The 25,299-nt window shown below is 71.6% G+C and carries 24 protein-coding genes and 1 other RNA gene; 21 read left to right on the top strand and 4 right to left on the bottom strand.

The annotated features are described in order from the left end of the window. Positions 1 to 5: 5 nt before the first annotated feature. Positions 6 to 4,109 carry an FtsK/SpoIIIE domain-containing protein gene (locus tag JNO54_RS12215; RefSeq protein WP_204144138.1) on the bottom strand — a complete coding sequence of 1,368 codons (4,104 nt, stop codon included), beginning with the start codon at positions 4,107 to 4,109 and terminating at the stop codon, positions 6 to 8. Positions 4,110 to 4,297: 188 nt separating this feature from the next. On the opposite strand from JNO54_RS12215, the gene JNO54_RS12210 reads away from it, so the two are divergent. The 14 genes from JNO54_RS12210 to smpB all read left to right on the top strand — a co-directional run bounded on the left by JNO54_RS12210 (position 4,298) and on the right by smpB (position 15,878). Continuing rightward, a complete protein-coding gene (locus tag JNO54_RS12210) occupies positions 4,298 to 5,524 on the top strand; it encodes a TadA family conjugal transfer-associated ATPase (protein ID WP_204144137.1) in 1,227 nt (408 codons plus the stop codon). Continuing rightward, the gene (locus JNO54_RS12205; RefSeq protein ID WP_204144136.1) at positions 5,521 to 6,381 is read left to right on the top strand and encodes a type II secretion system F family protein; all 861 of its coding nucleotides are present in this window, start codon (positions 5,521 to 5,523) and stop codon (positions 6,379 to 6,381) included. Before JNO54_RS12210 ends, JNO54_RS12205 begins: the two co-directional genes overlap by 4 nt. After that, entirely contained in the window at positions 6,378 to 7,331 is a 954-nt protein-coding gene (locus tag JNO54_RS12200; RefSeq protein ID WP_204144135.1) for a type II secretion system F family protein, read from the top strand. The genes JNO54_RS12205 and JNO54_RS12200 overlap by 4 nt, the downstream gene beginning before the upstream one ends. A gap of 85 nt (positions 7,332 to 7,416) precedes the next feature. Then, positions 7,417 to 7,599, top strand: a complete 183-nt coding sequence (locus JNO54_RS12195) for a hypothetical protein (RefSeq protein ID WP_204144712.1) — start codon at positions 7,417 to 7,419, stop codon at positions 7,597 to 7,599. After that, a complete protein-coding gene (locus JNO54_RS12190; protein ID WP_204144134.1) occupies positions 7,596 to 7,982 on the top strand; it encodes a TadE/TadG family type IV pilus assembly protein in 387 nt (128 codons plus the stop codon). Before JNO54_RS12195 ends, JNO54_RS12190 begins: the two co-directional genes overlap by 4 nt. Next, positions 7,979 to 8,461, top strand: a complete 483-nt coding sequence (locus tag JNO54_RS12185) for a TadE/TadG family type IV pilus assembly protein (RefSeq protein WP_307818201.1) — start codon at positions 7,979 to 7,981, stop codon at positions 8,459 to 8,461. The genes JNO54_RS12190 and JNO54_RS12185 overlap by 4 nt, the downstream gene beginning before the upstream one ends. Then, positions 8,458 to 8,928, top strand: a complete 471-nt coding sequence (locus JNO54_RS12180) for a pilus assembly protein TadG-related protein (RefSeq protein WP_204144133.1) — start codon at positions 8,458 to 8,460, stop codon at positions 8,926 to 8,928. Before JNO54_RS12185 ends, JNO54_RS12180 begins: the two co-directional genes overlap by 4 nt. Before the next feature lie 93 nt (positions 8,929 to 9,021). Continuing rightward, positions 9,022 to 10,239 carry an AI-2E family transporter gene (locus JNO54_RS12175; RefSeq protein WP_204144132.1) on the top strand — a complete coding sequence of 406 codons (1,218 nt, stop codon included), beginning with the start codon at positions 9,022 to 9,024 and terminating at the stop codon, positions 10,237 to 10,239. Positions 10,240 to 10,355: 116 nt separating this feature from the next. Continuing rightward, positions 10,356 to 10,775 carry a hypothetical protein gene (locus tag JNO54_RS12170; protein ID WP_204144131.1) on the top strand — a complete coding sequence of 140 codons (420 nt, stop codon included), beginning with the start codon at positions 10,356 to 10,358 and terminating at the stop codon, positions 10,773 to 10,775. A 53-nt stretch (positions 10,776 to 10,828) separates the two neighbouring features. Beyond that, complete coding sequence (gene prfB / locus JNO54_RS12165; protein WP_204144130.1) at positions 10,829 to 11,956, top strand: peptide chain release factor 2; 1,128 nt, start codon at positions 10,829 to 10,831, stop codon at positions 11,954 to 11,956. Positions 11,957 to 12,068: 112 nt separating this feature from the next. Then, positions 12,069 to 12,983 carry a cell division ATP-binding protein FtsE gene (gene ftsE, locus JNO54_RS12160; protein ID WP_204144129.1) on the top strand — a complete coding sequence of 305 codons (915 nt, stop codon included), beginning with the start codon at positions 12,069 to 12,071 and terminating at the stop codon, positions 12,981 to 12,983. Further along, on the top strand, positions 12,980 to 13,888 hold the full coding sequence (gene ftsX, locus JNO54_RS12155) for a permease-like cell division protein FtsX (RefSeq protein ID WP_204144128.1): 909 nt from the start codon (positions 12,980 to 12,982) through the stop codon (positions 13,886 to 13,888). Before ftsE ends, ftsX begins: the two co-directional genes overlap by 4 nt. 135 nt (positions 13,889 to 14,023) lie before the next feature. Continuing rightward, on the top strand, positions 14,024 to 15,310 hold the full coding sequence (locus tag JNO54_RS12150; protein ID WP_204144127.1) for a M23 family metallopeptidase: 1,287 nt from the start codon (positions 14,024 to 14,026) through the stop codon (positions 15,308 to 15,310). 88 nt (positions 15,311 to 15,398) lie between these two features. Further along, entirely contained in the window at positions 15,399 to 15,878 is a 480-nt protein-coding gene (smpB, locus tag JNO54_RS12145) for an SsrA-binding protein SmpB (protein WP_204144710.1), read from the top strand. A 100-nt stretch (positions 15,879 to 15,978) separates the two neighbouring features. Here the strand turns inward: smpB and JNO54_RS12140 are convergent, their stop codons facing one another. After that, positions 15,979 to 16,149 (bottom strand): CsbD family protein, encoded by a 171-nt coding sequence (locus JNO54_RS12140; protein ID WP_204144126.1) that lies wholly within the window; start codon positions 16,147 to 16,149, stop codon positions 15,979 to 15,981. Positions 16,150 to 16,321: 172 nt separating this feature from the next. On the opposite strand from JNO54_RS12140, the gene ssrA reads away from it, so the two are divergent. After that, positions 16,322 to 16,687, top strand: a transfer-messenger RNA (tmRNA) gene (gene ssrA, locus JNO54_RS12135). A gap of 86 nt (positions 16,688 to 16,773) precedes the next feature. On the opposite strand, the gene trxA is transcribed toward ssrA, so the two are convergent. After that, positions 16,774 to 17,160 (bottom strand): thioredoxin, encoded by a 387-nt coding sequence (gene trxA, locus JNO54_RS12130; RefSeq protein ID WP_204144125.1) that lies wholly within the window; start codon positions 17,158 to 17,160, stop codon positions 16,774 to 16,776. Between the two features lie 43 nt (positions 17,161 to 17,203). On the opposite strand from trxA, the gene JNO54_RS12125 reads away from it, so the two are divergent. From JNO54_RS12125 to JNO54_RS12105, 5 genes are all read left to right on the top strand, one after another. Beyond that, complete coding sequence (locus tag JNO54_RS12125) at positions 17,204 to 17,584, top strand: VanZ family protein (RefSeq protein ID WP_204144124.1); 381 nt, start codon at positions 17,204 to 17,206, stop codon at positions 17,582 to 17,584. Between the two features lie 212 nt (positions 17,585 to 17,796). Further along, positions 17,797 to 19,956 (top strand): DEAD/DEAH box helicase, encoded by a 2,160-nt coding sequence (locus JNO54_RS12120; RefSeq protein ID WP_204144123.1) that lies wholly within the window; start codon positions 17,797 to 17,799, stop codon positions 19,954 to 19,956. Between the two features lie 14 nt (positions 19,957 to 19,970). Continuing rightward, positions 19,971 to 20,525 (top strand): YqgE/AlgH family protein, encoded by a 555-nt coding sequence (locus tag JNO54_RS12115; protein ID WP_204144122.1) that lies wholly within the window; start codon positions 19,971 to 19,973, stop codon positions 20,523 to 20,525. 23 nt (positions 20,526 to 20,548) lie between these two features. Next, on the top strand, positions 20,549 to 20,878 hold the full coding sequence (locus JNO54_RS12110) for a DUF3039 domain-containing protein (protein ID WP_372430721.1): 330 nt from the start codon (positions 20,549 to 20,551) through the stop codon (positions 20,876 to 20,878). Between the two features lie 56 nt (positions 20,879 to 20,934). Next, complete coding sequence (locus JNO54_RS12105; RefSeq protein WP_204144121.1) at positions 20,935 to 22,701, top strand: DEAD/DEAH box helicase; 1,767 nt, start codon at positions 20,935 to 20,937, stop codon at positions 22,699 to 22,701. 662 nt (positions 22,702 to 23,363) lie between these two features. On the opposite strand, the gene JNO54_RS12100 is transcribed toward JNO54_RS12105, so the two are convergent. Continuing rightward, on the bottom strand, positions 23,364 to 23,855 hold the full coding sequence (locus JNO54_RS12100; protein ID WP_204144120.1) for an Lrp/AsnC family transcriptional regulator: 492 nt from the start codon (positions 23,853 to 23,855) through the stop codon (positions 23,364 to 23,366). A 109-nt stretch (positions 23,856 to 23,964) separates the two neighbouring features. Here JNO54_RS12100 and hppD point away from each other — a divergent pair, with 109 nt between their 5' ends. Beyond that, positions 23,965 to 25,200 (top strand): 4-hydroxyphenylpyruvate dioxygenase, encoded by a 1,236-nt coding sequence (gene hppD, locus JNO54_RS12095; protein ID WP_204144119.1) that lies wholly within the window; start codon positions 23,965 to 23,967, stop codon positions 25,198 to 25,200. The last annotated feature ends 99 nt before the right edge of the window (positions 25,201 to 25,299 follow it).

Below are 25,299 nucleotides of genomic sequence, written 5' to 3'. Positions count from 1 at the left end.
TCCGGTCAGGGAGCTCGACCCGGGGCCGGGCCAGGGAGGGCCACCTGCACCTCAGTGACCGCACCGCGCTCGACGAGGTAGCCACGGCCGGGGACCTTCGCCGTCGGGGGGACCCGGACCCCGAGAGGATCGCCGTCGGTGCGGTTGTGGGGTTGGAGCAGCAGGCCGGTGCGTGAGCGACAGAGGAGTGGCCCGATGCCGCGGACAGCCGACGCCGTGTCCAGCGTCGTCGAGGCCAGGAGCAGGGCCTCCGAGCGTGAGCAGTGAGCCACGAGGTCGCGCAGCACCGGTTCGACAGCGGTGCCGGCAAGGTCTTCGACGTCGTCGAGGACGATCACCGGGTCCGCCCTGCCGCGGACCGCGGCGACCAGCCCGTCGATGTCGTCCGGGCCGAAGACCACTCCGAGCCCTTCGAGCACAGGGCGGCTGCCGGCCACGCGGATGAGGTCGCGACCTGATCGGGTCAGCTGATCTGCGAGGAGCCTCAGCGCCGTGCTGCGACCGGACCTCCGGGGGCCCACGACGCTCCACACCCCGCCGCCGGCGACCGGCATGCGTACGGGAGATCCCGGCTCTCCCGAGTGCCCCACGATCGGGTGCCCGTCCGACCCGGGTGGCCGCCCACCCCTCGTGAGGTCATCGATCGAGACGCTGGTCGGGAGCTCCACGATGCGCCAGGTGCTGCGACCAGCCGGTGCACGGGTCGGGGTCACGGGCACCGCCACCTGGGCCAGGGTCCGCTCGCGGAGGAGCACACCGCGTCCCGGCGTGCCCCGCTCCGGGACCTCTTCCGGCCGCAGGCCAGCGGCAAGGACGTCCGCGCGGTCGGGCAGGTCGAGGACGAGACGCCGCCCGGCGTGCGACGCCAGCCGGCTCGCGGCCAGCTCGCGTCCCCCGGCGATGACGAGAGCGATGCCGGCCGCTGCGCCGTCGCGGGCCAGGGCCTCCAGCTCGGTGAGGGCATCGAACCCGGACGCCTCGCCGCCCCGAGTCAGGTGTGACCACCCGTCGATCGCGAGGACGATGCTCGCCGGCGGCGTGAGGGAGCTGTCCTGGGTGCTGGCCGTCCACCACGCCTCGAAGCTGACGAACCCGGAGGCGCGGAGCTGACCCCTTCGGACCTCGACCTCGTGCCGGAGGCGGACGAGGAGGCGGCGCACCGCCGAGTGGTCTGCAGGGTCGAGGACAGAGTCGACCCCTGGCGTCGTCGCCAGACGGTCCGCAAGAGGACCGGGTGGGAGGAGGAGATGAGCCGAGACGTCGATGCCGAGGTCCCGGGCAGCCCTGGTGACGATCGAGGCGATGGCGGTGCTCCTGCCGCTGCCAGGACCGCCGAGGACGAGCAGGTGGTCATCCGCGGGTGCCCACGTCAGAGCGTCCCGACGCTGCTGGTCGGGCCGGTCCACAAGACCCCAGACGACCTGCAGGGGAGGAGCCCCCGGCAGGACGTCGTCCGTGACGACGGTCGGCAGAGGGGGCTGCCACGGGCGGTGCGGGGCACTGTCGCCGAAGCCCTCCCACGCGGCGGTGCCGGTCCGGATGACCCTCTCGATGGCGGTCTCTGCGGCCGTCGGAGACGGTGGCTGCTCGCTCACGGAGTGGCTGAGCAGCAGGCCCTGCGGGTCGCGCACCGCCAGGTGCGCACCCACCCCGACGACGGCGCCCGCATAGGCCGTCTGGAGAGCGGTGGCCGGCCCGCCGCCGGTCCGCAGCAGGGCGCGGCCGGGGGAGCACTCGGGGAGCGCCGCCGCGTCGGGGCACTCGATGATGTCCTCGCTGTCCAGGCGGTCGCGCACCCGCAGCGCGATCCGCAGGTTGACGTTCGCCCTGATCTCCGGCGTGATGACCCCGGAGGGGCGCTGGGTGGCGAGGACGAGGTGAAGCCCGAGGGAGCGGCCGACCGCCGCGAGGTGGACCAGACCGCGAAGGACCTCGGGTTGCTCCTGCGCCAGCGCACGGAACTCGTCGATGACGATGACGAGGCGTGGGAGGTGGCCACCGGCCGCGCGGAAGCCGTCGATGTCGCTGGCGCACCGTTCGGCGAGGAGCGACTCTCGGCGCCGGACCTCGGCCTCGAGGCTGAGCAACGCCCGCCGCGCGCCCGCGGTGTCGAGATCGGTGAGCAGCCCCACGGTGTGCGGCAGCCCGGCGCAGCCGGCGAAGGCGGCTCCTCCTTTGTAGTCGACCAGGACGAGGTTGAGCTTGTCCGGCCCGTGGGCGACGCTCAGCGCGACGATCCAGGACTGGAGCAGCTCCGACTTGCCGGAGCCGGTCGTGCCGCCCACCAGGGCGTGCGGTCCATCGGTCACGAGATCGATGCTGAGCGGCCCGCCCGTGGACACGCCGATCGTGGCGGGGAGTCCCGCCCCGGCCTCGAGCCATCGCGCTCGCTGCTCCTGCGCGTCCTGCGGCAGCGGGACCACCGCTGGGAGGGGCAGTACGTCAGGGAGCCCGCCTGCCTCTTGCCCTGGGGTCGCGTCCTGCAGGGGCGCGAGCGCGCGACCGACGGCTTCACCCCAGGACTCGTCGACCCCGTCCAGGGTGGCCGTGAGGCTCGAGCCGCCGGACCGGACCGTGGCGCACGCCCCGACGCAGTCGATGATGGTCCCGCACTCGTGGGGGAGGTCGTGATCGTCCTCGGCGGTCATGAGGACCCTTGCCCCTCGAGATGTCCCGTCCGTCAGGAGCTGCCGCCATCCCCTGTCGCCCCGCCAGCACGCCGGATGGTCGGCGACGACGATGCTCACGGGCCCCGGCACGCCGTTGCCGGCGCGCTGGGCGAGCATCTCGAGATTGGTCACCTCGACCCGGCGCACGTGGGGCGCATGGCGCAGCCCGCCGATCCAGGGCGGATCGCCGAGGACGAGCACCTCGACCTCGCCTGGTGGGTAGAGGGTCAGGACCTGCCCGAGCAGGGAGCGCGCCAGACGTGCGGTCGCCGAGGGTGTGCCCACCAGGCCGGTGACGGGATGCGCGTGGAGGTCGAGGACCACCGGGGCCTCGGTGAGGCGGGCGGGGACCGGGCTCCCGCTGCCCTGACGTGCCCGCGCGGCCGCCGGGACGTCCCCGAGGCCCACACGGAGGGTCATCGATGCGCCGGAGGCGTCCCGCCGCTCCCACAGGCGAGCGGAGGGGAGGGCCGCGATCCTCCGTACCGCGTAGGGACCAGGATGCTCGCGCAGGAGAGCCCGTCGCTCGTCCGCGAGCGCGGCGGCCATCCGGTCTCGGGCTGCTCGGGTGTCGGCGGTCCACCGGCTGAGCTGTCGACGCTCGTCCGCCCTGGCGCCCACCCGGTCGGAGAGCGCGGTGCCCAGGATCATGACCGGGGAGAAGAGCGCGAAGAGGAGCATCCGGGGTCCGAGGAGGAGGGCGAGGACCGCCGCGAGCGGGAGGGGTAGGAGGAGCATGACCCACGGGATCCGTCGGGATCTCGCGGCGGCCGGCCGGGACGGGAAGTCGATGACGACCTCGCGGGCGGCCGGGGCCGGACGAGGAACAGGACTGACGGCCAGGGTGCCGTCACCGCGAGCCGTGGTCGCCAAGGGCCGCAGCGACGGGGCGAGCAGCTCGAGCCGGTGACTGCCGACCGTCAGCGCCTCACCAGCCATGAGCGGCCTGCCCTCGTGGGGGACGCGCTCGCTCCCGACGCGGCTGGGGTTGGTGGCGCCTCGGTCACGGACGTGCACCCCGCGTGAGTCCGCGGTGACGTCAAGATGGCGGCGGGACAAGGACGGGTCGTCCAGCGACAGGTCGCTGCCCGACCCGCGGCCGACGGTGTACGACCCGTGACGGAGGCCGAGATCCCGCCCCGCGTCCGGCCCGGCCACCACGGCCAGGCGCAGCGGGCTGGGGTCGCGGTCGCCCGGCTGCTCCCGCTCGGGCGCCCCGACGCGCGCCACGAGGTCCGCTCCGCGAGTCAACGGAGGCATCCCCAGTCGGTGGGCGCACCCGATCTTGTCGCTCCCGACCCACAGCGACGAGCCAGGTCGCAGACCCACGGCCTCGGTGACGACTGCCGTCAGGGACGCACCGTCGTGCTCCCCCTGGGCGTCGACGACGATGTCCTGCTGGGCCCCCGACGTCGTGGTGACCGTCATCGTGATGCGCATCCGAACGACCGTAGACACCGCGGCGTCGGCGCGGCGCGAGTTGTCCACAGGGCCGGCGTGACCACCCCGACAAGCGCACCCTGTGGATTCTCGACGCGCCGTGATGGCCGAATCGGGCTAGTTTTTCGAGGGAGCACACGGCAGGCACCGGCTGGCTCCGCGCCACCGGCCGGGAGGGGAGGACGTCGATGGACGCGCACGCGCTGGTCGAGGCTGAGGTCAGGGAGCTGATCCGGCGGACCGGGGTGGACCCGGTGGGCGACCAGAGGTCGGTCGCCGAGCTGGTCCGCGAGGCGGTCAGCGACTACGACGAGCGGTCGATGACCGGGGCGATGCCGTTGCTCGGCAACTTCGAGGACGCCGTCAAGCGGGTCATGGACGCGGTCGCCGGATTCGGGCCGCTGCAGCAGTACCTCGACGATCCTGCGGTCGAAGAGATCTGGATCAACGCACCGAGCCAGGTTTTCGTGGCCCGCAACGGGGTTGCCGAGCTGACGAGCACGATCCTCACGGCCGACGGTGTGAGAGACCTCGTCGAGAAGATGCTCAAGTCCTCCGGTCGGCGGGTCGACCTGTCCTCGCCCTTCGTCGACGCGGTGCTGCCGGACGGGAGCCGGCTGCACGTGACCATCCCGGACATCAGCCGAGAGCACTGGCTGGTCAACATCAGGAAGTTCGTCGTCAAGGCCGAGCACCTCGACGACCTCGTGCGGCTCGGCACGCTCACGCAGCAGGCCTCGACCTTCCTCCAGGCCGCTGTCGCGTCGGGCCTCAACATCCTCGTCGCGGGGGGAACTCAGGCAGGCAAGACGACCTTGCTCAACTGCCTCGCGGCTGCCATCCCGGCGCGCGAGCGCGTGATCACGTGCGAGGAGGTCTTCGAGCTGAGGCTGCCGCTCCGGGACGTCGCGGCCATGCAGTGCCGTCAGCCCAGTCTCGAGGGGACAGGCGAGGTGCCCCTGCGCCGCCTGGTCAAGGAGGCCCTCCGGATGAGGCCGAGCCGGATCATCGTCGGCGAGGTCCGACAGTCCGAGAGCCTCGACCTGCTCATCGCCCTCAACTCAGGCCTGCCCGGCATGTGCACCATCCACGCGAACAGTGCCCGGGAAGCGGTGACGAAGATGTGCACCCTGCCGCTCCTGGCGGGGGAGAACGTCGGCTCCCGCTTCGTCGTCCCGACCGTGGCGTCATCCATCGACATCGTCGTCCACGCAGCGCTCGAGCGAGACGGGGTGCGTCGGGTCAGGGAAATCGTCGCGCTGCCCGGCAGGGTCGAGTCCGATGTCGTCGAGATCGCGGATATCTTCAGCCAACGGGCCGGCCAGCTGGTGCGCGCGGACGGATTCCCTCCGCACGTCGACCGCTTCGAGCGGGCTGGTTACGACGTCGTGGGCATCCTGGCGGGCGCGGCATGACGGGGCTCCTCGTGGGGCTCCTCCTGGGCTGCGGGCTCTTCTGCGTCTGGTGGTCGACGTGGCCCCGCGTGCCCCGGCAGGATCGCCCGCAGCGGCTCCTGCGGCGTCTTGGCGACGACCTGGCCCAGGCCGGTCACCACAACATCACGCCGAAGGTCCTCCTCGCGGCCTGCGGGATCGGCGCGTTGATGACCTTCCTCCTCCTCTTCGCCCTGACGACGGTCCTCACCGTGTCACTGTGCTTCGCCGTGATGGCTGCCTGGTTGCCGGTCACGGTGGTTCGGATGCGCGCCCGGGCCCGGCGGGCACTGCTGCGCGACCTCTGGCCCGACGTGGTGGACAACATCACCTCCGCGGTCCGGGCCGGCATGGCGTTGCCCGAGGCGCTGTCCCAGCTGTCGCACCGCGGCCCGGAGGAGCTGCGGCCGGCCTTCGCCGACTTCGCCAACGACTACCGGACCTCCGGACGCTTCGCCGACTCCCTCGACCGGCTCAAGGAACGGCTCGCCGACCCGGTCGGCGACCGGATCGTGGAGTCCCTCAGGATCGCTCGCGAGGTCGGCGGCAGCGATCTCGGCACGCTGCTGCGGACGCTGAGCACCTTCCTGCGGGAGGACGCACGCACCCGGGCCGAGCTCGAGGCCCGGCAGTCGTGGACGGTCAATGCCGCACGTCTGGCCGTGGCGGCGCCGTGGATCGTGCTGGCCCTGCTCTGCACCCGACCCGAGTCGATCGCTGCCTACGACAGCCGGGCCGGGGCGATGATCCTCGCCTTCGGCGGGGCGATGTCGCTCCTGGCCTATCGGCTGATGATGCGCCTGGGCAGGCTGCCCGAGGAAGCGCGGGTGCTGCGGTGACCGAGCTCGTCCACGGCATCGGCCTGCACCGGGGTGGGGCGCTCCTCGGCGCGGTCCTGGCCCTCGGCCTCCTCCTCGTCTACCAGGGGCTGCCCGCGCGCCGGCGAGCCTCCCTCGACGACCGGCTCGAGCCGTACCTGCGCGACACCCCGCGTCCCTCCCGGCTCCTCTCGGCGACGCGGGTGGATGTCACCGGGGCGCTTCCCGCACTGGTTCGTCCCCTCATCACCGCCGCGGCAGGTCGGGTCGAGCGGGTCCTGGGCGGCAACAGCTCGGTGCGCCGGCGGCTGGTGAGATCCGGTGCCGAGCCGGACACGGACCAGTTCCGGGCCGAGCAGGTGCTGCTTGGGGTGGTCGGTGCGTTCCTCGGTGGCCTCGTCGGTGCGCTGAGCATGGCGACCCGGGGTGCGTCGTGGGTGGTCCTGCTGGCGCTCATCGGCCTGGGCTTCGCCTTCGGCGTCCTGGCGCGCGACACGCTGCTGAGCCGGGCAGCCGAGCGCCGCGAGCAGCTGATGCTCACCGAGTTCCCCACCGTCGCCGAGCTGCTGGCCCTGGCCGTCGGTGCGGGGGAGGGTGCTGTCGGCGCCCTGGAGCGCGTGGTGCGGATGTCCCAGGGTGAGCTCGCCGCCGAGCTGCGTCAGTGCCTCGCTGACGCGCGGGCGGGCGCGAACCTCCCGACCGCCCTCCAGGGTCTCGCCGACCGTACCGGCCTGCCGAGCCTGGCCCGGTTCGTCGACGGGATCATCATCGCGGTCGAGCGAGGCACCCCGTTGGCGGACGTCCTCCGGGCGCAGGCGCAGGACGTCCGGGAGGACGGGCGCCGGCAGATCATGGAGGAAGGCGGCAAGAAGGAGATCGCCATGATGGTCCCGGTCGTCTTCCTCGTCCTGCCGATCACCATCGTCTTCGCCATCTTCCCCGGGATCGAGTTCTTCCAGTTCCAGATGTGATGCCCGCCAGACCAGCAGCCGACGCCGAGGGGGCGTCTGCACAGATGAGGAGAGAGACATGACCACCGCACTGATCAAGGCCCACATGACGCTCCAGCGGATCGTCAGCGGTTCGCGCAGCGAGCGCGGTGACGTCCCGGGCTGGGTGCTCATCACGCTCATGACGGCTGCTCTCGTCGTCGGCCTCTGGGCGATCGCCGGCGAGCGGCTGCAGACGATGTTCGAGGAGGCACTGAGCGGCGTGACGGGTCCTGACGACCCGCGATGAGCCGCCTGCGTGAGGAGAAGGGTGCCGCGGTCGTCGACTTCGCGTTGACGTCCGGGCTGCTCGCGCTCCTCTTCGCCGCCGTGCTCCAGCTCGGCGCTGCCCTGCACATCCGCAACACGTTGGTCTCGTGCGCCTCTGAGGGAGCACGGCACGCGGCACGCGTCGGGTCCTCACCCGAGCAGGGGGTGGCGCGGACCGAAGACCTGATCCGCCGGGCGGTCTCGGACGGGTACGCCGACGACGTCTCGGCCTCGGTCGAGCAGACACCCGATGGCGTCGAGGTGGTCGTGGTCCGGGTCCGAGCCCCCCTGCCGGTGCTGGGTCCGCTGGGACCCGACGGAGCTCTCGACGTGACCGGCCGGGCTTTCCTGGAGGAGCAGTGAGCGTGCTTCCGAGCCGGGTCCGGGCGGTGCGGGCCATGCTGGCCCGCAGGGCCGTGGCGGACGAGGGGTCGGCCGTCGTCGAGTTCGTCATCCTCGCGGTCGTCCTGCTCGTCCCGCTGATCTACCTCGTCCTCATGCTGGCGAGGCTTCAGGCAGGCACCTTCGCCGTGACCCAGGCAGCCCGCGAGTCGGGTCGTGCATTCGTCACCGCGCAGTCCGAGGAGACCGCGCCCGCCCGGGCCGAGACGGCAGCCGGCATCGCGTTCGAGGACCAGGGGTTCGGTGCGCAGGGGCGCCTCGAGGTGAAGTGCACGCAGACCCCCTGCCTCACGCCCGAAGGAGAGATCCGGTCGGTGGCGACGGTCGTGGTGCCGCTGCCTCTCGTCCCCGCCTTCGCCCGCGACGTGGTGCCGCTCGAGGTCCCGGTGAGCGCATCCCAGGTCTCCGTCGTCCCGCGCTACGAGGCGAGGACCCCGTGACCGGCCTGCGCCGCCGGGCCGGGGACGACACCGGCCAGCTCTCCCTGCTCATCCTCGGCTTCACGGTCATCGCACTCACCCTGATCATCGGAGCGACCGCGGTGACCTCCGTGCACATCAGCCGGATGCGGCTCCTCGACGCCGCGGACACCGCAGCGCTCGACGCCGTCGACGAGGACGAGACCGGCCTCTACACCTCCGGGGTGGACCGCACGGTGCCGGTGAGCGACGAGGCCGTCCGCGCCGCCGCCGCCGACGCGCTGGACTCCAGGGCGCTCCCCGCCGGCCTGCTCTCCTGGCAGGTCGCTCCCGGCACGGGAGCTGTCGACGGGGACACCGCCGTCGTCCGGCTCACCGGTGAGGCCGACCTCCCGCTCGTCGGCGGGCTGCTCCAGGGGCTCGGCGGATCCGTCACCGTGACCGTCGAGTCCCGCGCCCAGGCACAGGTCGCCGAGCCCGCCCCCTGAGACCTGCCGCGGGTCCTCCCGCACCCTGTCCGCCCGCTCCGACACAATGACCCCGGCGGACCCCCTTCGCCCCCGACCGACCGTGAGGCACCCGTGAGCAACCCCGACCAGCCCGGCCCCGACGCACAGCCCGAGGTGGCCCACCACGCCGACGGCACCGTCGACCCCGCGCCCGCCCCGGTGACCCCCACCGTCCCCGCCCGCGAGGTGCGCACCGTCGAGCGAGAGCACGAGCACCCCGAGCCGGCCATCCCCGAGATGCGCGCCGTGCTGCCGCCCACCCTCGTCCTGCTCCTCGGCATCGCCGGCGCCGTCATCGCCATCGGCGGGCTGAAGTCCGTCGCCTCGATCATCGCGCCGACCTTCCTCGCGATCACCCTGATCATCGCCGTCTTCCCCATCTACCGGGCGCTCTCCAAGGTGCTGCCCCGGGCCCTCGGCGCGATCGTCATGCTCCTGCTCCTCTACGGCATCCTCGCCCTGCTCGTCGGCTCCCTCGGCCTGGCCGCCGGCAAGCTCGCCACCGAGCTGCCCAAGTACACGGAGACCTTCGACGACCTCGTCGCGAACGGTCAGGACACCCTCGTCGGCTGGGGCATCACCCAGGAGCAGATCGACAACGCCATGCAGGGCTTCGAGATCAAGGACCTCACCGGTGTCGCCCGCAGCCTGGCCAACACCCTCGGCAGCCTGACGACCTCGATGCTCTTCCTGCTCACCGTCATGCTCTTCCTCACCATGGACGCCGGCGGCTTCCCCAAGCGTCTGCGCGGCGTCCACCGCGCCAAGCCCGACATCGCCGACGCCCTCGCCGACTTCGGCGAGCGGGTCCGCAAGTACTGGGTCGTCTCCACCCTCTTCGGCATCATCGTCGCCGTCATCGACTCGATCGCGCTGATGATCCTCGACGTGCCGCTGCCGCTGACCTTCGGGCTGCTCGCCTTCGTCACGAACTACATCCCCAACATCGGCTTCGTCATCGGCCTCGTCCCGCCGGCGCTGCTCGCCCTGCTCGACGGGGGAGTGGAGAAGCTCATCTGGGTCGTCGTCGTCTACTCCGTCGCCAACTTCGTCATCCAGACCGTGCTCCAGCCCAAGTTCACCGGCGACGCCGTCGGCATCAACGCCACGACCGCCTTCCTCTCCCTGATCTTCTGGAGCTACGTCTTCGGGGCGCTCGGCGCGCTGCTGGCCATCCCCTTCACCCTGCTCGTGAAGTCGGTGCTCATCGACCGCGACCCCAAGGCCCGCTGGCTCAACCAGTTCATCGCCTCCGCGCCCGACGAGCGGCGCTCTGCTCAACCGGTCTGAACCGGCTGCGCCGGCCGGTGGGCGAAGGGGGAGGCGCCAGGCCCCCTTCGCCTCACCTCCGCGCGCACACTGGCGGGAGTGCCGACGACCGTCGGCCGACCAGGCCAGGAGGCAGCATGACCGAGTCCACCGCACCCCAGCTCACTGACGAGGAGCAGGGCGTCCTGCGCTCCGCCGCGATGCGCGCCGGGGTCCTCGTCGCCGGCGCCGAGCCCGGCTTCCTCGACACCTTCAAGGAGTCCTTCGCCGCGAGCAAGGCCGTCAAGGCCGCCCCGCCGCAGATCCAGCAGCTCATCGCCCAGGGCGGCTTCCCCGAGATGCCGAAGGGGGACAAGGCCGAGGTCGAGGGCCGCACCCTCGAGCTGCTCCGTCAGGCCGTCGGCATCCTGCAGGCCAAGGCGCCCCAGCTGCTCGACGGCTACCGCACGACGGTCCTCGCGAGCGCCCGCGACGTGGCGGCCGCCGCCGACGACGTCGCCCAGAGCGAGGCGGACGCCATCCGCAAGATCGAGGAGGCGCTCGGCGCCACCGCCTGAGCCACCCTCCTGCGGCAGGGCCGGTCACCGGCCCTGCCGTAGTCTTGCTCTTCGTGGCTGTCGACTTCGATCAAGAGATCCAGAACCTCCGCACGACCATGGACTCGGTGCGGCAGGTCACCGACCTCGCCGCGCTCGAGGCGCGGATCACTGATCTCGAGCAGCAGGCCGCCGCCCCCGACCTCTGGGACGACCAGGACAAGGCCCAGGTCGTCACCTCGGAGCTGAGCCGCGCCAAGGCCGAGCACGACCGCGTCGTCGGCATGGACTCGCGCATCGACGACCTCGAGGTCCTCGTGGAGATGGGCCTCGAGGACGGCGGCAGCGACGGTGCGGGCGCCATCGTCGAGGCCGAGGCCGAGCTCACCAAGGTCAAGAAGGCCGTCGGCGAGCTCGAGGTCCGCACCCTCCTCTCCGGCGAGTACGACGAGCGCTCCGCCGTCGTGACGATCCGCGCCGGCGCCGGCGGTGTCGACGCCGCCGACTTCGCCGAGATGCTCATGCGGATGTACCTGCGCTGGGCCGAGCGGCACGGCTACCCGACGAAGGTCATGGACACCTCCTACGCCGAGGAGGCGGGGCTGAAGTCGGTGACCTTCGAGGTCAACGTCCCCTACGCCTACGGCAACCTCTCGGTCGAAGGGGGGACCCACCGCCTGGTCCGGATCTCCCCCTTCGACAACCAGGGGCGTCGCCAGACCTCCTTCGCCGCCGTCGAGGTCATCCCGCTCATCGAGGGCACCGACTCCATCGACATCCCGGAGAACGAGCTGAAGATCGACGTCTTCCGCTCCTCCGGCCCCGGCGGGCAGAGCGTCAACACGACCGACTCGGCGGTGCGGATGACGCACATCCCGACCGGCACCGTCGTCTCGATGCAGAACGAGAAGTCGCAGATCCAGAACAGGGCCGCCGCCCTGCGCGTCATGCAGTCGCGACTCCTGCTCATCAAGCGCGCCGAGGAGGCCGCCGAGCGCAAGGAGCTCGCCGGTGACATCAAGGCGAGCTGGGGCGACCAGATGCGCTCCTACGTCCTCAACCCGTACCAGATGGTCAAGGACCTGCGGACCAACCACGAGACGGGCAACCCGACCGCCGTCTTCGACGGCGAGATCGACGACTTCATCGAGGCCGGCATCCGCTGGCGCATCGCAGAGGCCAAGGCCGCCGCGGCGGAGTGACGCGCCGACACCGCGGGCGAACGCGCCGATCCTCCGCGGTGTCTCAGATCGGTCACGACGCCGACATATCCTGACGACGGCCAGCACCCGACCCTGAGGCTCCCACCCCGCGATGATCCGCTTCGAGAACGTCACCAAGCTCTACCCGCGCCAGCAGCACCCTGCGCTGCAGGGCGTGGACCTGGAGATCTCGCGGGGCGAGTTCGTCTTCCTCGTCGGGGCCTCCGGCTCCGGCAAGTCGACGATGCTGCGGCTGGCCATCCGGGAGGAGCAGGTGACCGACGGGCGCCTCCTCGTCGGCGGCCACGACCTCTCCCGGCTCCCGCACCGCAAGGTGCCCCAGCTGCGCCGCCAGATCGGCTCGGTCTTCCAGGACTTCCGCCTCCTGCCCAACAAGACCGTCGAGCAGAACGTCGCCTTCGCCCTCCAGGTCATCGGCCGCCCGCGGCGCGCGATCCGCTCGCTCGTGCCCGAGACCCTCGAGCTCGTCGGGCTCGAGGACATGGGCAGGCGCTACCCGCACGAGCTCTCCGGCGGCGAGCAGCAGCGGGTCGCCATCGCCCGTGCGGTCGTCAACCGGCCCCCGGTCCTGCTCTGCGATGAGCCGACCGGCAACCTCGACCCGGCGACCTCGCTCGACATCGTCCAGCTCCTCGGACGCATCCACGACTCGGGGACGACGATCCTCATGGCCACCCACGACAACACCATCGTCGACCGCATGCAGCAGCGCGTCGTCGAGATCGAGGACGGCGTCGTCATCCGCGACGAGGCCACCGGCTCCTACGTCCCCAAGGCCGTCGACTCGGTCCAGCGGGAGCAGCGCTCCGCCGTACGCGGCGCCCACCCGCCCGTCGACGACGGGGGACCGGTCCCCCCTTCGCCCGACCACCGGCCCGAGGAGGACCTCCCGCGCGACCCGGAGGCCGAGCGCGCCGAGGCCGAGCGGATCGCCGAGGAGGACGCCGAGCCCGGGATGGTCGTCGGCCCCGACTGGGACGACTGGGACGAGGAGGACCCGCGATGAGGCCCACCAACATCCTTGTCGACGCGTGGCAGGGGCTGCGCCGCAACAAGTCGATCGCCGTCTCCGTCGTCCTCGTGACGATGATCTCGATGTACCTGCTCGGCGTCGGCGTGCTCGCTCAGCGGCAGGTCCAGACGATGAAGGGGCACTGGTACGACCGCGTCCAGGTCTCCATCTACCTGTGCACCGAGACCTCGAGCCAGCCCAACTGCTCCCAGGGGGCTGCCACGGAGGAGCAGCGGGCGACCATCGAGGCGCAGCTCGAGGAGTCCAAGCCGCTCGTCAAGGAGGTCTACTTCGAGACCGAGCAGGAGGCCTTCGACCGTTTCCGGGAGGACTACGAGAACTCCCCGCTGAGCAAGAACATCCGGGTGGGTGACATCCCGCCGAGCTATCGGGTGCAGCTCAGCGACCCCGAGCAGTACGAGACGATCGCGTCCGCGTTCGAGAACGCGCCCGGGGTGGCGAGCGTGCCTGACCTGCGCAAGGTCTTCTCCAGCCTCTTCCAGGCGATCAACATCGCCACCGCGGTGATGGTGGCGCTCGCGCTGCTCACGCTCGTCAGCGCCGTCCTGCTCATGGCGACGACGATCCGTCAGGCCGCCTACACCCGGCGTCGCGAGATCGCGATCATGAAGCTCGTCGGGGCCAGCAACAGCACGATCCGCACCCCCTTCATCCTCGAGACGCTCATCGCCGGCATCGTCGGCACGCTGCTCGCCATCGGGCTGCTGTGGTTCTCGGCGTGGAGCCTCTTCGACGAGTACCTCATCCAGGAGTCGTCAGGCACGGCCTTCATCTCCAGCGCGGAGGTGCTCGTCATCGCGCCCTTCCTCCTCGTCCTCGTCGCGGTCCTCGCCATCGCGACCTCGACGGTGACGCTGTGGCGATACCTGCGGGTCTGAGCCCGACGTGACACGCGTCGGCGCGGACATCCGAGACGCCGGGGCGTCCCGCGGCTACGGTGGCAGGCGATGAGGCGACCAGGTTCTCCCCGACGAGTGCTCCGGAGCCGCGCTGGGGTCAGCGCGGCTCTTGCGGTGTGCCTCGGCCTCGGCCTGGCGAGCGCGTCCACCGCCGCCGACGACCCCGAGGACACGAAGCGCAAGGTCGACCAGCAGATCACCTCGACGCAGGCCGACCTCGATCACACCTCGGCCCAGCTGCGCAAGGCCTACGACGCGCTCGAGGTGACCCGGACCAAGCTCCCGGCCGCCCGGGCCAAGGCAGAGCAGGCGGCCGCCGCCGAGATCGCCGCGCAGTCGCGCTACGACGACGCGGCAGCGGCCCTGCGCGTCGCCGAGGCCGACGAGGCCAAGGCACGCAAGGACATCGCGACGACGACCGCCCGGATCGCGCAGGCCAGGGAGCATGTCGCCGGGTTCGCCGGCGAGGTCTACCAGCAGCAGGGCCTTGGCGACCTCGCCGTCGCCCTCGGCGCCGAGTCGCCCGCCGAGGTCGTCGACCGGATGGTCATGGCGGACACCGTCGGCGGGGTGCAGGCCAGCTCGCTCAACACGCTCAACACCTCTCGCGCCGACCTCGTGACCCAGCAGGACCGGCTCGAGGCGCTCCGCGACAAGACCAGGGCGGCCCGCGACGAGGCCAGCGCCCGGCTCGGCGAGGCCCAGACCGCCAAGGCCGGGGCCGACCGCGCCCAGGCCGACCTCGAGGGGCTCGAGTCCAGCCAGGCCCGTCAGGCACAGACCCTCCAGCAGGAGCGGACCAAGGAGCGCAGGCGTCTGGAGGACCTCCAGGGCGAGTCGGTCCGGCTCGGCCGGGTCCTCGAGGAGCGCGCGCGCAAGGCCCGGATCAAGGCCGCTCAGATCAAGGCAGCCCGCGAGGCGCAGGAGCGACGCATCCGCGAGGCCCGCGCCCGTGCCAGCCGCTCGAGCAGCACGACGAAGGACCCCAACCCGGCGCCACCACGCAGCCAGGGCGTCCTCGCGGCGCCGGTCAACGCACCCGTCACCTCAGAGTTCGGGCTGCGCTTCCACCCGATCCTCCACTACTGGCGCCTGCACGCCGGGCGCGACTACGGGGGCGCCTGCGGGGCCCCGGTCTACGCGGCGGCCGACGGGCAGATCATCTCGGCGGGGACCGCGGGCGGCTACGGACTCCAGGTTGCCATCGACCACGGCGTCAAGCGGGGCGTCCTGCTCTCGACGACGTACAACCACCTCCAGTCCTTCGCCCGGACCGGCGGCAGCGTCTCGCGCGGGCAGGTCATCGGCTACGTCGGCACCACCGGGACCTCCACCGGCTGCCACCTCCACTTCGAGACCTACGAGAACGGCACCGCCGTCGACCCACGCGGCTGGCTCTGACCCCTTCGCCGGCTATCGGCTCGGCCGCAGGGCGCCGCGACAGGTACCGTGGCCCGGCACGCCGCTGCGAGATCTGGAGGTGACCACCGTGGCGAAGGACAAGAACGAGGGCCGCAAGGTCATCGCGAGCAACCGCAAGGCACGGCACGACTACCTCATCGAGGACACCTACGAGGCCGGCATCGCGCTCATGGGCACCGAGGTCAAGGCGCTGCGCATGGGCCGCGCGGCGCTCACCGACGGCTTCGCGATCTTCTACGGCGACGAGCTCTACCTCGAGGGAGTGCACATCCCCGAGTACGTCAACGGCAACTGGACCAACCACACGCCGCGCCGCCGCCGCAAGCTCCTGCTCCACCGGCACGAGCTCGACAAGATCCACGCGAAGATCCACGCGAGCGGGCGCACCATCGTGCCGCTCTCGCTGTACTTCGTCGACGGGCGGGCCAAGGTCGAGATCGCCGTCGCCACCGGCAAGAAGCACTACGACAAGCGGCACACGCTGCGCGAGCAGCAGGACCGCCGCGAGGCCGAGCGGGCGGTCTTCGGCCGGGGCCGGGAGGACTGACCCTTCGCGGCTCCTCCGTCGCACCTCAGGGAGCGGGACGACGAAGGGGGACGGGCCCGCCTCGGCGGATCCGTCCCCCTTCGTCATGCGATCGGTCAGATCACTTGAAAGCGTCCTTGACCTTCTCGCCGGCGGCCTTGAGGTCGCCCTTGGTCTCCTGCGCCTGACCCTCGGCCTGCATGTTCGGGTCGTCCTTGGCGTCGCCGACGGCCTGCTTGCCCTTGCCGATGGCCTGGTCCTTGGCGTTGTCGATCTTGTCACCGATACCCATGATGTGCCTCCTGGTTGGTGGGGTCTCTTCACCATAGGGGCAGGTCAACGACCTGTGCGGGGGAGAGGGAGGGGCAATCTGGGCCGGCCGCGCGGGGGAATGCGCTTGGCGTTGTCGGCGTTGGCAGGGATACTTGCCAGACAACTCAACAGCGTGACGTGGACACTCTCACGGGGGTGATCGGTTTCGACACTGGTCGGTCCTGCAGGAGAAGCGGGTCGAGGATGCACGGTCATCTCGTCAACGCCCCGTGCAAACACATAGGTGCCGACTCCAAGCGCACCGACTTCGCCCTCGCCGCCTGAGCGAGCCCGAAGTCCGTTGGCCTAAGCATGATCTCGGCTTAGCTCCCAGCGTCATCTAGAGATCTTGCTGCAGCGTCATGTCGGGGGACGCTGCGGGACTCTTGCTCGACTGGGCCTGTCAGGGAAGGTGTGCGTGCCAGCCCTGGGGCCGAGAAAATCCATAGCGCACTGCACCCGGAGAAGTCCTGCTCGTCTGCCAGTGGACGCGGGTTCGATTCCCGCCACCTCCACCACCGTGACCACGTCAGCACCGCGCGAGGCCCGCCCCGACATCCGTCGGTGGCGGGCCTCGTCGTGCCTCGGGGCGAAGGGGGAGGAGTCAGACCTCCATCGTCCCCTCGCCCTCCTGGCGCGAGGCGATCTCGGCCTTGACGGCGTCCATGTCGACGCCCTGGACCGCGACGATGAGCTCCTCGAGCTGGGCCTTGGGCAGGGCGCCGGCGGACTGGTGGAGGAGGATCCCCTCGCGGAAGGCCATGAGCGTGGGCACGCTCGTGACGTTGGCCATCGAGGCGAGCTCGGGGTTCTCGTCGATGTCCACCTTGGCGAAGGTGATGTCCTCGTGCTTGCCGGCGGCCTCCTCGAAGACGGGGCCGAACTGTCGGCACGGGCCGCACCACGTCGCCCAGAAGTCGACGAGGACGGTGCCGCCCTCGGTCACGGTGCTGCGGAAGCCGTCGAGGTCGAGGTCGATGGGGGAAGTCATACCGCCACTGTAAGCACGACGCCGGTGTGCTTCCATCGTCGACGTGCCCCGGCTCCTCCTCCACCGTCGCGTGCTCACGGGGCTGCTCGTCGTCGCGCTCGCGGTCCACCTCTACGGCCTCTACGACCCGACGCCGACCGGGGGCGGTCTCGAGATCAACGACAAGCTGGTCCATGGGCTGCTCTTCGGCATCCCGGCGCTGCTCGGTGTCCTCCGCGGGGCGGGGGGCTGGTGGCCGCTGCTGCTCGCGCTCCACGCGCCGGTGAGCGAGCTCGTCCAGGCGCGACTCCTCGCGAGGCGGACCGGCGACCCGTGGGACGTCGTCGCCGACCTCGTCGGGGTGGCCCTCGGCTGGTGGCTCGCCCGGGCGATGCGCCGCCGGGCCGTCGCCCGCCGGTCCGAGCAGACCCCTTCGCGCTGGTAGACTGGTACCTCCCCATCACGGACGCGCACCGCTGCGCCCCCTGCGGCCGGACGGTCGCCCCCCGTTTCCCCTAGCCCCGTGATGATGCCGGGCCGCAACAGATGCCGCCCGGTCCGCTGGCGCCGCAGGCGCCTGAAGACTCGTCTGGTGCGGTCACCCCTTCGTCGGTGGCTCGAGGCGTGTCTGCCCGAGCCGAGAAGGTGTTTTTCCGTATGCCCACGAACAAGAAGCCCCGCTGGTCCGCTGCCCAGAAGGCCGCCGCCGTCAAGAAGTCCCCGAAGGGTCCCAAGAAGCCGTTTCATCGCGGCCAGGGGCCGAGCGAGGGGGCGAAGGGGGAGACCCGTCGCCCCGCCAAGCGTCCGGTCCGTAGCGAGGGTGGTCGCTTCGACGACCGTCCCCGGCGCGACGACCGTCCGTACGGTGACCGACCGGCACGTCGTGACGACCGCTCCTACGGGGACCGCCCGCGTCGGGACGACGGCCCGCGCCGCTACGACGACCGCCCGGCCCGCCGGGACGACCGCTCCTTCGACGACCGGCCGCGCCGGGTGAGCAAGGACGGCACCGAGTTCGGCGGCGGCAAGCGCTGGGAGCGTCGGGACGACCGTCGTGACGACCGCCGGCCCGCCCGTGACGACCGTCCGCGCCGCTTCGAGCGCGACGAGCGCCGGCCCGCCCGGGACGACCGTCCGCGCCGCTTCGAGCGCGACGAGCGGCGTCCGGCCCGCGACGACCGTGGCTGGGAGCGTCGTGACGACCGCGGAGGCGACCGTCGCGACAGCCGCGGTGACAACCGTCGCTTCGAGGGTCGCGGCCCACGCGACGAGCGCCGCGGCTACCGCCCTCGCTTCGACCGGGAGCAGACCGGTATCGAGCCGCAGCACGACCCCGAGGCCGAGCGCATGGAGGCCGACACCTGGGTCTCGGCGGCCCGCACGAGCCGCACCGGCCAGGTCGAGGTCGCCGAGGACAACGGCTTCGCCGCGCTCGGCCTGCCCGAGCGCATCGTCGAGCGGCTCGCCCGGGAGGGCATCACCGAGCCCTTCCCGATCCAGGAGGCGACGATCCCCGACGCCCTCGCGGGCAAGGACGTCCTCGGTCGTGGCCAGACCGGCTCGGGCAAGACCCTCGCCTTCGGCCTGCCGACGATCACCCGCCTTGCCGGTGAGCGCTCGCAGCCGCGACGCCCGCGCGCGCTGATCCTCGTCCCGACCCGCGAGCTCGCGATGCAGGTGAGCGACTCGCTCGAGCCTCTCGTCCACGTCATGGGCCTACGCCACAAGCTCGTCGCCGGGGGACTGTCCTACACCGGGCAGATCGCCGCGCTCGACAAGGGCGTCGACATCCTCATCGCGACCCCCGGCCGTCTCGTCGACCTGCTCGACCGTGAGGCCGTCATCCTCGACTCCATCGAGGTGACCATCCTCGACGAGGCCGACCACATGGCCGACATGGGCTTCGTCCCGGCCGTGACCCGGGTCCTCGACGAGGTGCCGGCGGGCGGCCAGCGGCTGCTCTTCTCCGCGACCCTCGACAAGGGCGTCGACGGCCTCGTCCAGCGCTACCTCGTCGACCCGGTGACCCACTCGACGAACGACGTCACCGCCTCGGTCGACACGATGGAGCACCACATCCTGCTCATCGACCCGCAGCACAAGAAGGTCATCACCGCCGAGCTCGCCAACCGCGAGGGCCGCACGGTCGTCTTCTGCCGCACCAAGCTCGGCGCCGACCGCGTCGCCCGCCAGCTCCGCGAGTCCGGTGTCCGTGCCGCGGCGCTGCACGGCGGCCTGACCCAGGGCGCGCGCAACAAGGTCCTCGGGGCCTTCCGCACCGGCTCGATCCCGGTGCTCGTCGCGACGGACGTCGCCGCCCGCGGCATCCACGTCGACGACGTCTCCGTCGTCCTGCAGGCCGACCCGCCCGCCGACCACAAGGACTACCTCCACCGCGCCGGCCGCACCGCTCGTGCGGGGGAGAAGGGCACCGTCGTCACGCTGGCGCTCCCGCACCAGCGCAAGACGATGGAGCGGATGGCCGCCGACGCCGGGCTCGACGCCCGACCGGTCAAGACGGCTCCCGGCGACGAGGTCCTCGAGGCCGCGGGTGCGACACCGGTCAGCGGCGCGCCGATCGACGAGGCGGACTTCCGCAAGCTGCTCGACCCGCGCCCGGCCCGCAAGCACAGCGGCACCGGCGGCCCGCGTGGCCAGCGCAGCGGCGGCTACCGCGGCGAGGGTGGCCCGCGCCGCGAGGGTGGTCCGCGCCGCGACGGTGGCGGCTACCGCGGCGGCAGCGACCGCCCGCGCCGTGAGGGTGGCTACCGGGACGACCGGTCCTCCTACCGGCCGGCTCGCCGCGACCGCGACTGAGGGACACTAGGGGCATGGACAGCCTCGCGGGACGACTGCTCGTCAGCACCCCGGAGATCACCGACGGTGTCTTCGAGCGCAGCGTCGTCCTGCTGCTCGCGCACGACGAGCAGACCGCCGAGGGTGTCGTCCTCAACAAGCCCGTCCAGGCTCCGATCGACGCCGTCCTGCCAGGCTGGCAGGACGGCGCGAGCGAGCCGCAGATGGTCTTCCAGGGTGGACCCGTGCAGACCGACTCCGCGGTCGGCCTCGTCGCCGTGCCGGGTGATGGCCTTCCGCCCGAAGGGGTGAAGCGGCTCTTCGGGGCGATCGGCCTCGTCGACCTCGACACGGAGCAGTCCCAGGTGTGGCCGAGCATCAGCGCACTGCGGATCTTCGCCGGCTACGCCGGGTGGGGTGCTGACCAACTCGCCGACGAGATCGAGCGGGGTGGCTGGTTCGTCGTCGATGCCGAGATCGGCGACGTCTTCGACGGGGAGCCCGCGACGCTGTGGCGCCGGGTCCTGCGCCGCCAGCGCGGTCTCATGGCGTGGGTCTCGACCTACCCGGACGATCCGTCGCACAACTGAGGCTCCGCCCTAGACTCGGGGCCATGAGCGCGCTGCAGCGACCCGTCATGAGCACCGACCCGGGCAACCCGGGGAGCCTCGAGGAGCCCGGCGGCACCGGGACCTCGACGAGCGTCCTCGAGCGCACGGAGACCGAGGCGACCACGCAGGTGCAGGAGCCGGGTGACCACGAGCGCTTCTCGCACTACGTGCGCAAGGAGAAGATCCTTGAGTCGGCGCTGACCGGCGAGCCGGTCACGGCGCTCTGCGGCAAGAAGTGGATCCCGGGCCGCGACCCGGAGAAGTTCCCCGTGTGCCCGGAGTGCCGGGAGATCTGGCAGGGTCTGCGCGACCCGCAGGACGGCGAGGACTGACCCTCACGTCCTCGTGGTCTGAGCTGTCGCCGCCGTGACCTAACCTGGACGGCGACATGAGTCAGCACGCCGCCTCCCACCTCTCACCCGCCTTCCCGGAGCGGGCGGCGTGGGGTACCGCCGGAGCCCTGCGGGCCTGGCAGGCCGACGCGCTGGAGCGCTACCTCACGAGCGCGGCCCGTGACTTCCTCGCCGTCGCGACCCCCGGCGCGGGCAAGACGACCTTCGCCCTCCGGGTGGCTGCCGAGCTGCTGGCGAAGGGGGAGGTCGACGCGGTCACCGTCGTCGCCCCGACCGAGCACCTCAAGACGCAGTGGGCCGACGCGGCCGGTCGCGTCGGGATCCACCTCGACCCGAAGTTCTCCAACACCGTCGGCGTGACGAGTCGTGACTACGACGGCGTCGCCGTCACCTACGCCCAGGTCGCGGCCAACCCCGCGGTCCACGAGGGACGCACCCGGGCGAGCCGGACCTTCGTCATCCTCGACGAGATCCACCACGGCGGCGACAACAAGTCGTGGGGCAGCGCGATCCGCCAGGCCTTCGAGCACGGCACCCGCCGGCTGGCCCTCACCGGGACGCCCTTCCGCTCCGACACCAACCCCATCCCCTTCGTCACCTACGAGTACGGCGACGACGGGATCCTGCGCTCGTCGGCCGACTACACCTACGGCTACGCCCAGGCGCTCGCCGACCACGTCGTGCGGCCGGTCCTCTTCATGGCGTACGGCGGTGGGATGCGCTGGCGCACCCGGGCCGGCGACGAGGTCGCCGCCCGCCTCGGGGAGCCGATGACCAAGGACGTCGCCGCGCAGGCCTGGCGCACCGCGCTGGACCCGAAGGGGGAGTGGGTCCCCTCGGTCCTCCAGGCCGCCGACAAGCGGCTCACCGAGGTGCGCCGCCACGTCGACGACGCCGGTGGGCTCGTCATCGCGAGCAACCAGACCCAGGCGCGCGCCTACGCGCGGATCCTCGAGCAGGTGACCGGCGAGAAGCCGACGCTCGTCCTCTCCGACGACCCGGGCAGCTCCGCGCGCATCGAGACCTTTGCCGAGGGGACGCAGCGCTGGATGGTCGCGGTCCGCATGGTCTCCGAAGGGGTGGACGTGCCCCGCCTGTGCGTCGGCGTGTACGCGACGTCGACGTCGACGCCGCTCTTCTTCGCCCAGGCCGTCGGCCGCTTCGTCCGGGCGCGCAAGCGGGGCGAGACCGCCTCGGTCTTCTTGCCGAGCGTCCCGGTGATCCTCGCCCACGCGGGCAGCATGGAGGTCGAGCGCGACCACGCCCTCGACCGCCGCAAGGACGCCGACGACGAGGCGCCGATCTGGTCCGAGGAGGAGGGTCTGCTCGCCGCGGCGAACGCGTCCGAGGCCGCGAGCGACGACCTCCAGGGTCAGTTCGAGGCGCTGGAGTCAGACGCGCACTTCGACCATGTGCTCTTCGACAGCAAGCAGTTCGGCCTGCACGCCGAGGTGGGCTCGGAGGACGAGCAGGACTACCTCGGACTCCCCGGCCTGCTCGAGGCCGACCAGGTGCACGCGCTCCTCAGCGAGCGGCAGACCAAGCAGTCGGCCAAGACCGGCCGGACACGCAAGCAGTCCGAGGCCGCCCAGCCGGTGTCGGCGCACCGCGCGCTCGCCGCGCAGCGCAAGGAGCTCAACAAGCTCGTCTCCGCCTACGCGCAGAAGAGGGGCGTCCCGCACGCCAACGTGCACATGGACCTGCGCCGCTCGTGCGGCGGCCCTGAGCTCGCGTCGGCCACGAGCGAGCAGGTCACCGAGCGGATCGAGACGATCCGGCGCTGGTTCGTCGGACGCCGCTGACCGTCAGGGGCCGCTGACCGTTGGCGGCCGATGACCGTCAGGCGCTCGAGGTGGCGAGGCGCTCCTCGCGCTCGGCGATGCCCGAGTACCACGCCCAGGTGAGGGCCAGGCCTTCCTCCAGCGAGGTGGCCGGCTCGTACCCCACGAGGCCGCCGCAGCCGGGTGATGTCGGGCGAGCGCACCTGCACCGAGCCGGGTGGAGCGGGGGCGGGCTGCACCTGCTTGGGCACCCCGACCGCGGCGCTGACCATCGCCGCGAGGTCGTGGATGAGGGTCATCTCCGTGTCGTCGCCGATGTGGACGACCTGACCCGCGCACGCATCGGCACGCACGACGGGATCATCGCGGTCACCGCGTCGTCGACGGAGCAGAACGCGCGCGACTGGTCGGATTCGTCGAGAGGGCGACGACACGCGGAATCGGATCTGCAGTGGCCCTGCCGCTGCGGCGGCGGGACCGCACGATCGGCGCGCTCAACCTCTTCCGCGGGGTGTCGGCCGGCTCGGGCCCGACGAGCGTCAGATGGCCAGGGTGCTGGTGAGCCTGGCGACGATCGGGATCATCAACCACCGGAACCTGGTCTCCTCGTGCCCGGCCCCGGCGCCGGCGGCACCACCGGCGCCGCCGGCGGTCACCCCGCGCGAGGGGGTGCCGCCGCGGCGCTAGTCCTCGGAGCGCTCCGCGGCCTTGCGCACGAGCGGTCCGGTGCGCAGGTGCATGTGCGTCACGAGGGCGATCGAGGTGCTCGCGCGGTTGACGTGGACGTCGTCGATGATCTCGTCGATGACCCGGCCGAGGTCGGCGTTGTCGCGGGCGACGACCCGCACGATGAGGTCCCCGCGACCGGTCGTCGAGTGGATCTCGAGCACCTCGGGGATGGCCTCGAGGTGCGCGACGACCGGCTCGTGCCCCTGCCGCTGGTTGATCTCGAGGGTGCAGAAGGCGGTGACGGGGTACCCGAGCGCCCCCGGGTCGACCTCGGGGGCCAGCGACGCGATCACCCTCGTGCTCTGCAGCCGGTCGAGCCGTGCCTGGACGGTCCCGCGCGCGACCCCGAGCGCCCTCGAGGCCCCGAGCACGCCGATCTGCGGCTGCTCGGAGAGGAGGGTGATGAGGCGTGCGTCGAGGTCGTCGATGCCGGTCTGCCGAGCCATGTGGCACATTGTGCTCACAGGCCGGTCTTGGGGGCAACGGTGTGGTCATCCTGCCCAGTCCAGCGGAAGTTGATTGCGCACAGTGCCTGGCACCGCCACCCTGCTCGTCATGACTGACACGACAACGACGTCCGCCAGCATCGACCTCACCCAGGCCGAGCGCGAGGCCGACCTCGACCTCGACCAGCTCAAGCAGCTCGTCGGTCTCGTCGACTACGACGAGAGCACCGACCCCTTCCCGGTCACCGGCTGGGACGCCATCGTCTTCGTCGTCGGCAACGCGACCCAGACCGCGCACTACTACCAGAGCGTGTGGGGCATGGAGCTCGTCGCCTACAGCGGCCCCGAGCACGGCAACCGCGACCACAAGGCCTTCGTCCTGAGGTCGGGCTCGATCCGGTTCGTCGTCAAGGGCGCTGTCGACCCGGCGAGCCCGCTCGTCGCGCACCACGCGACCCACGGCGACGGTGTCGTCGACATCGCGCTCGAGGTGCCCGACGTGGACCGGTGCATCGCCCAGGCCAAGGCCGCCGGGGCCACCGTCCTCGAGGAGCCGCACGACGTCTCCGACGAGCACGGCACGGTCCGCCTCGCCGCGATCGCCACCTACGGCGAGACCCGGCACACCCTCGTCCAGCGCGAGGTTGACGGTGCCCGCTACGCGGGTCCGTACCTGCCCGGCTACGTCGGGCGCAGCTCTGGCTTCGTCAAGCGCGACGGCGCGCCGAGGCGGCTCTTCCAGGCGCTCGACCACATCGTCGGCAACGTCGAGCTCGGCAAGATGGACGAGTGGGTGGCCTTCTACAACCGCGTCATGGGCTTCGTGAACATGGCCGAGTTCATCGGCGACGACATCGCCACCGACTACTCGGCCCTGATGTCCAAGGTCGTCGCCAACGGCAACCACCGTGTGAAGTTCCCGCTCAACGAGCCGGCGATCGCCAAGAAGCGCAGCCAGATCGACGAGTACCTCGACTTCTACAAGGGCCCGGGGGCGCAGCACCTCGCGCTCGCGACGAACGACATCCTGCGTACCGTCGACGAGCTGACCAAGGAGGGTGTTGAGTTCCTCGACACCCCGGACGCCTACTACGACGACCCCGAGATGCGCGCGCGCATCGGGGAGGTGCGGGTCCCGATCGAGGAGCTCAAGAAGCGCAAGATCCTCGTCGACCGCGACGAGGACGGCTACCTGCTGCAGATCTTCACCAAGCCGCTCGGCGACCGGCCGACCGTCTTCTTCGAGATCATCGAGCGGCACGGCTCGCTCGGTTTCGGCAAGGGCAACTTCAAGGCGCTCTTCGAGTCGATCGAGCGCGAGCAGGACCGGCGCGGCAACCTCTGACCGGCAGCGCCCCCGCGGCACGAGCGCGGCTCGACCACCTCCCCGTGGTCGGGCCGCGCTCGTCTCTCCGGTAACCTTCCCCGTGACCCACCGACCGCC

This window comes from Janibacter endophyticus (assembly GCF_016888335.1).
In the GTDB taxonomy this organism is placed as follows: Bacteria; Actinomycetota; Actinomycetes; order Actinomycetales; family Dermatophilaceae; genus Marihabitans; species Marihabitans endophyticum.
The sequence above is the reverse complement of the archived record's forward strand: the minus strand, read 5'-3'. Positions and strand labels throughout refer to the sequence as shown.

Excerpts from the sequence above, each read along its gene's own strand:
- JNO54_RS12215 (WP_204144138.1), bottom strand. The coding sequence starts at position 4,109 with ATGCGCATCACGATGACGGTCACCACGACGTCGGGGGCCCAGCAGGAC.
- JNO54_RS12210 (WP_204144137.1), top strand. The coding sequence starts at position 4,298 with ATGGACGCGCACGCGCTGGTCGAGGCTGAGGTCAGGGAGCTGATCCGG.
- JNO54_RS12205 (WP_204144136.1), top strand. The coding sequence starts at position 5,521 with ATGACGGGGCTCCTCGTGGGGCTCCTCCTGGGCTGCGGGCTCTTCTGC.
- JNO54_RS12195 (WP_204144712.1), top strand. The coding sequence starts at position 7,417 with ATGACGCTCCAGCGGATCGTCAGCGGTTCGCGCAGCGAGCGCGGTGAC.
- JNO54_RS12190 (WP_204144134.1), top strand. The coding sequence starts at position 7,596 with ATGAGCCGCCTGCGTGAGGAGAAGGGTGCCGCGGTCGTCGACTTCGCG.
- JNO54_RS12170 (WP_204144131.1), top strand. The coding sequence starts at position 10,356 with ATGACCGAGTCCACCGCACCCCAGCTCACTGACGAGGAGCAGGGCGTC.
- ftsE (WP_204144129.1), top strand. The coding sequence starts at position 12,069 with ATGATCCGCTTCGAGAACGTCACCAAGCTCTACCCGCGCCAGCAGCAC.
- ftsX (WP_204144128.1), top strand. The coding sequence starts at position 12,980 with ATGAGGCCCACCAACATCCTTGTCGACGCGTGGCAGGGGCTGCGCCGC.
- JNO54_RS12140 (WP_204144126.1), bottom strand. The coding sequence starts at position 16,149 with ATGGGTATCGGTGACAAGATCGACAACGCCAAGGACCAGGCCATCGGC.
- trxA (WP_204144125.1), bottom strand. The coding sequence starts at position 17,160 with ATGACTTCCCCCATCGACCTCGACCTCGACGGCTTCCGCAGCACCGTG.
- JNO54_RS12120 (WP_204144123.1), top strand. The coding sequence starts at position 17,797 with ATGCCCACGAACAAGAAGCCCCGCTGGTCCGCTGCCCAGAAGGCCGCC.
- JNO54_RS12115 (WP_204144122.1), top strand. The coding sequence starts at position 19,971 with ATGGACAGCCTCGCGGGACGACTGCTCGTCAGCACCCCGGAGATCACC.
- JNO54_RS12110 (WP_372430721.1), top strand. The coding sequence starts at position 20,549 with ATGAGCGCGCTGCAGCGACCCGTCATGAGCACCGACCCGGGCAACCCG.
- JNO54_RS12105 (WP_204144121.1), top strand. The coding sequence starts at position 20,935 with ATGAGTCAGCACGCCGCCTCCCACCTCTCACCCGCCTTCCCGGAGCGG.
- JNO54_RS12100 (WP_204144120.1), bottom strand. The coding sequence starts at position 23,855 with ATGGCTCGGCAGACCGGCATCGACGACCTCGACGCACGCCTCATCACC.
- hppD (WP_204144119.1), top strand. The coding sequence starts at position 23,965 with ATGACTGACACGACAACGACGTCCGCCAGCATCGACCTCACCCAGGCC.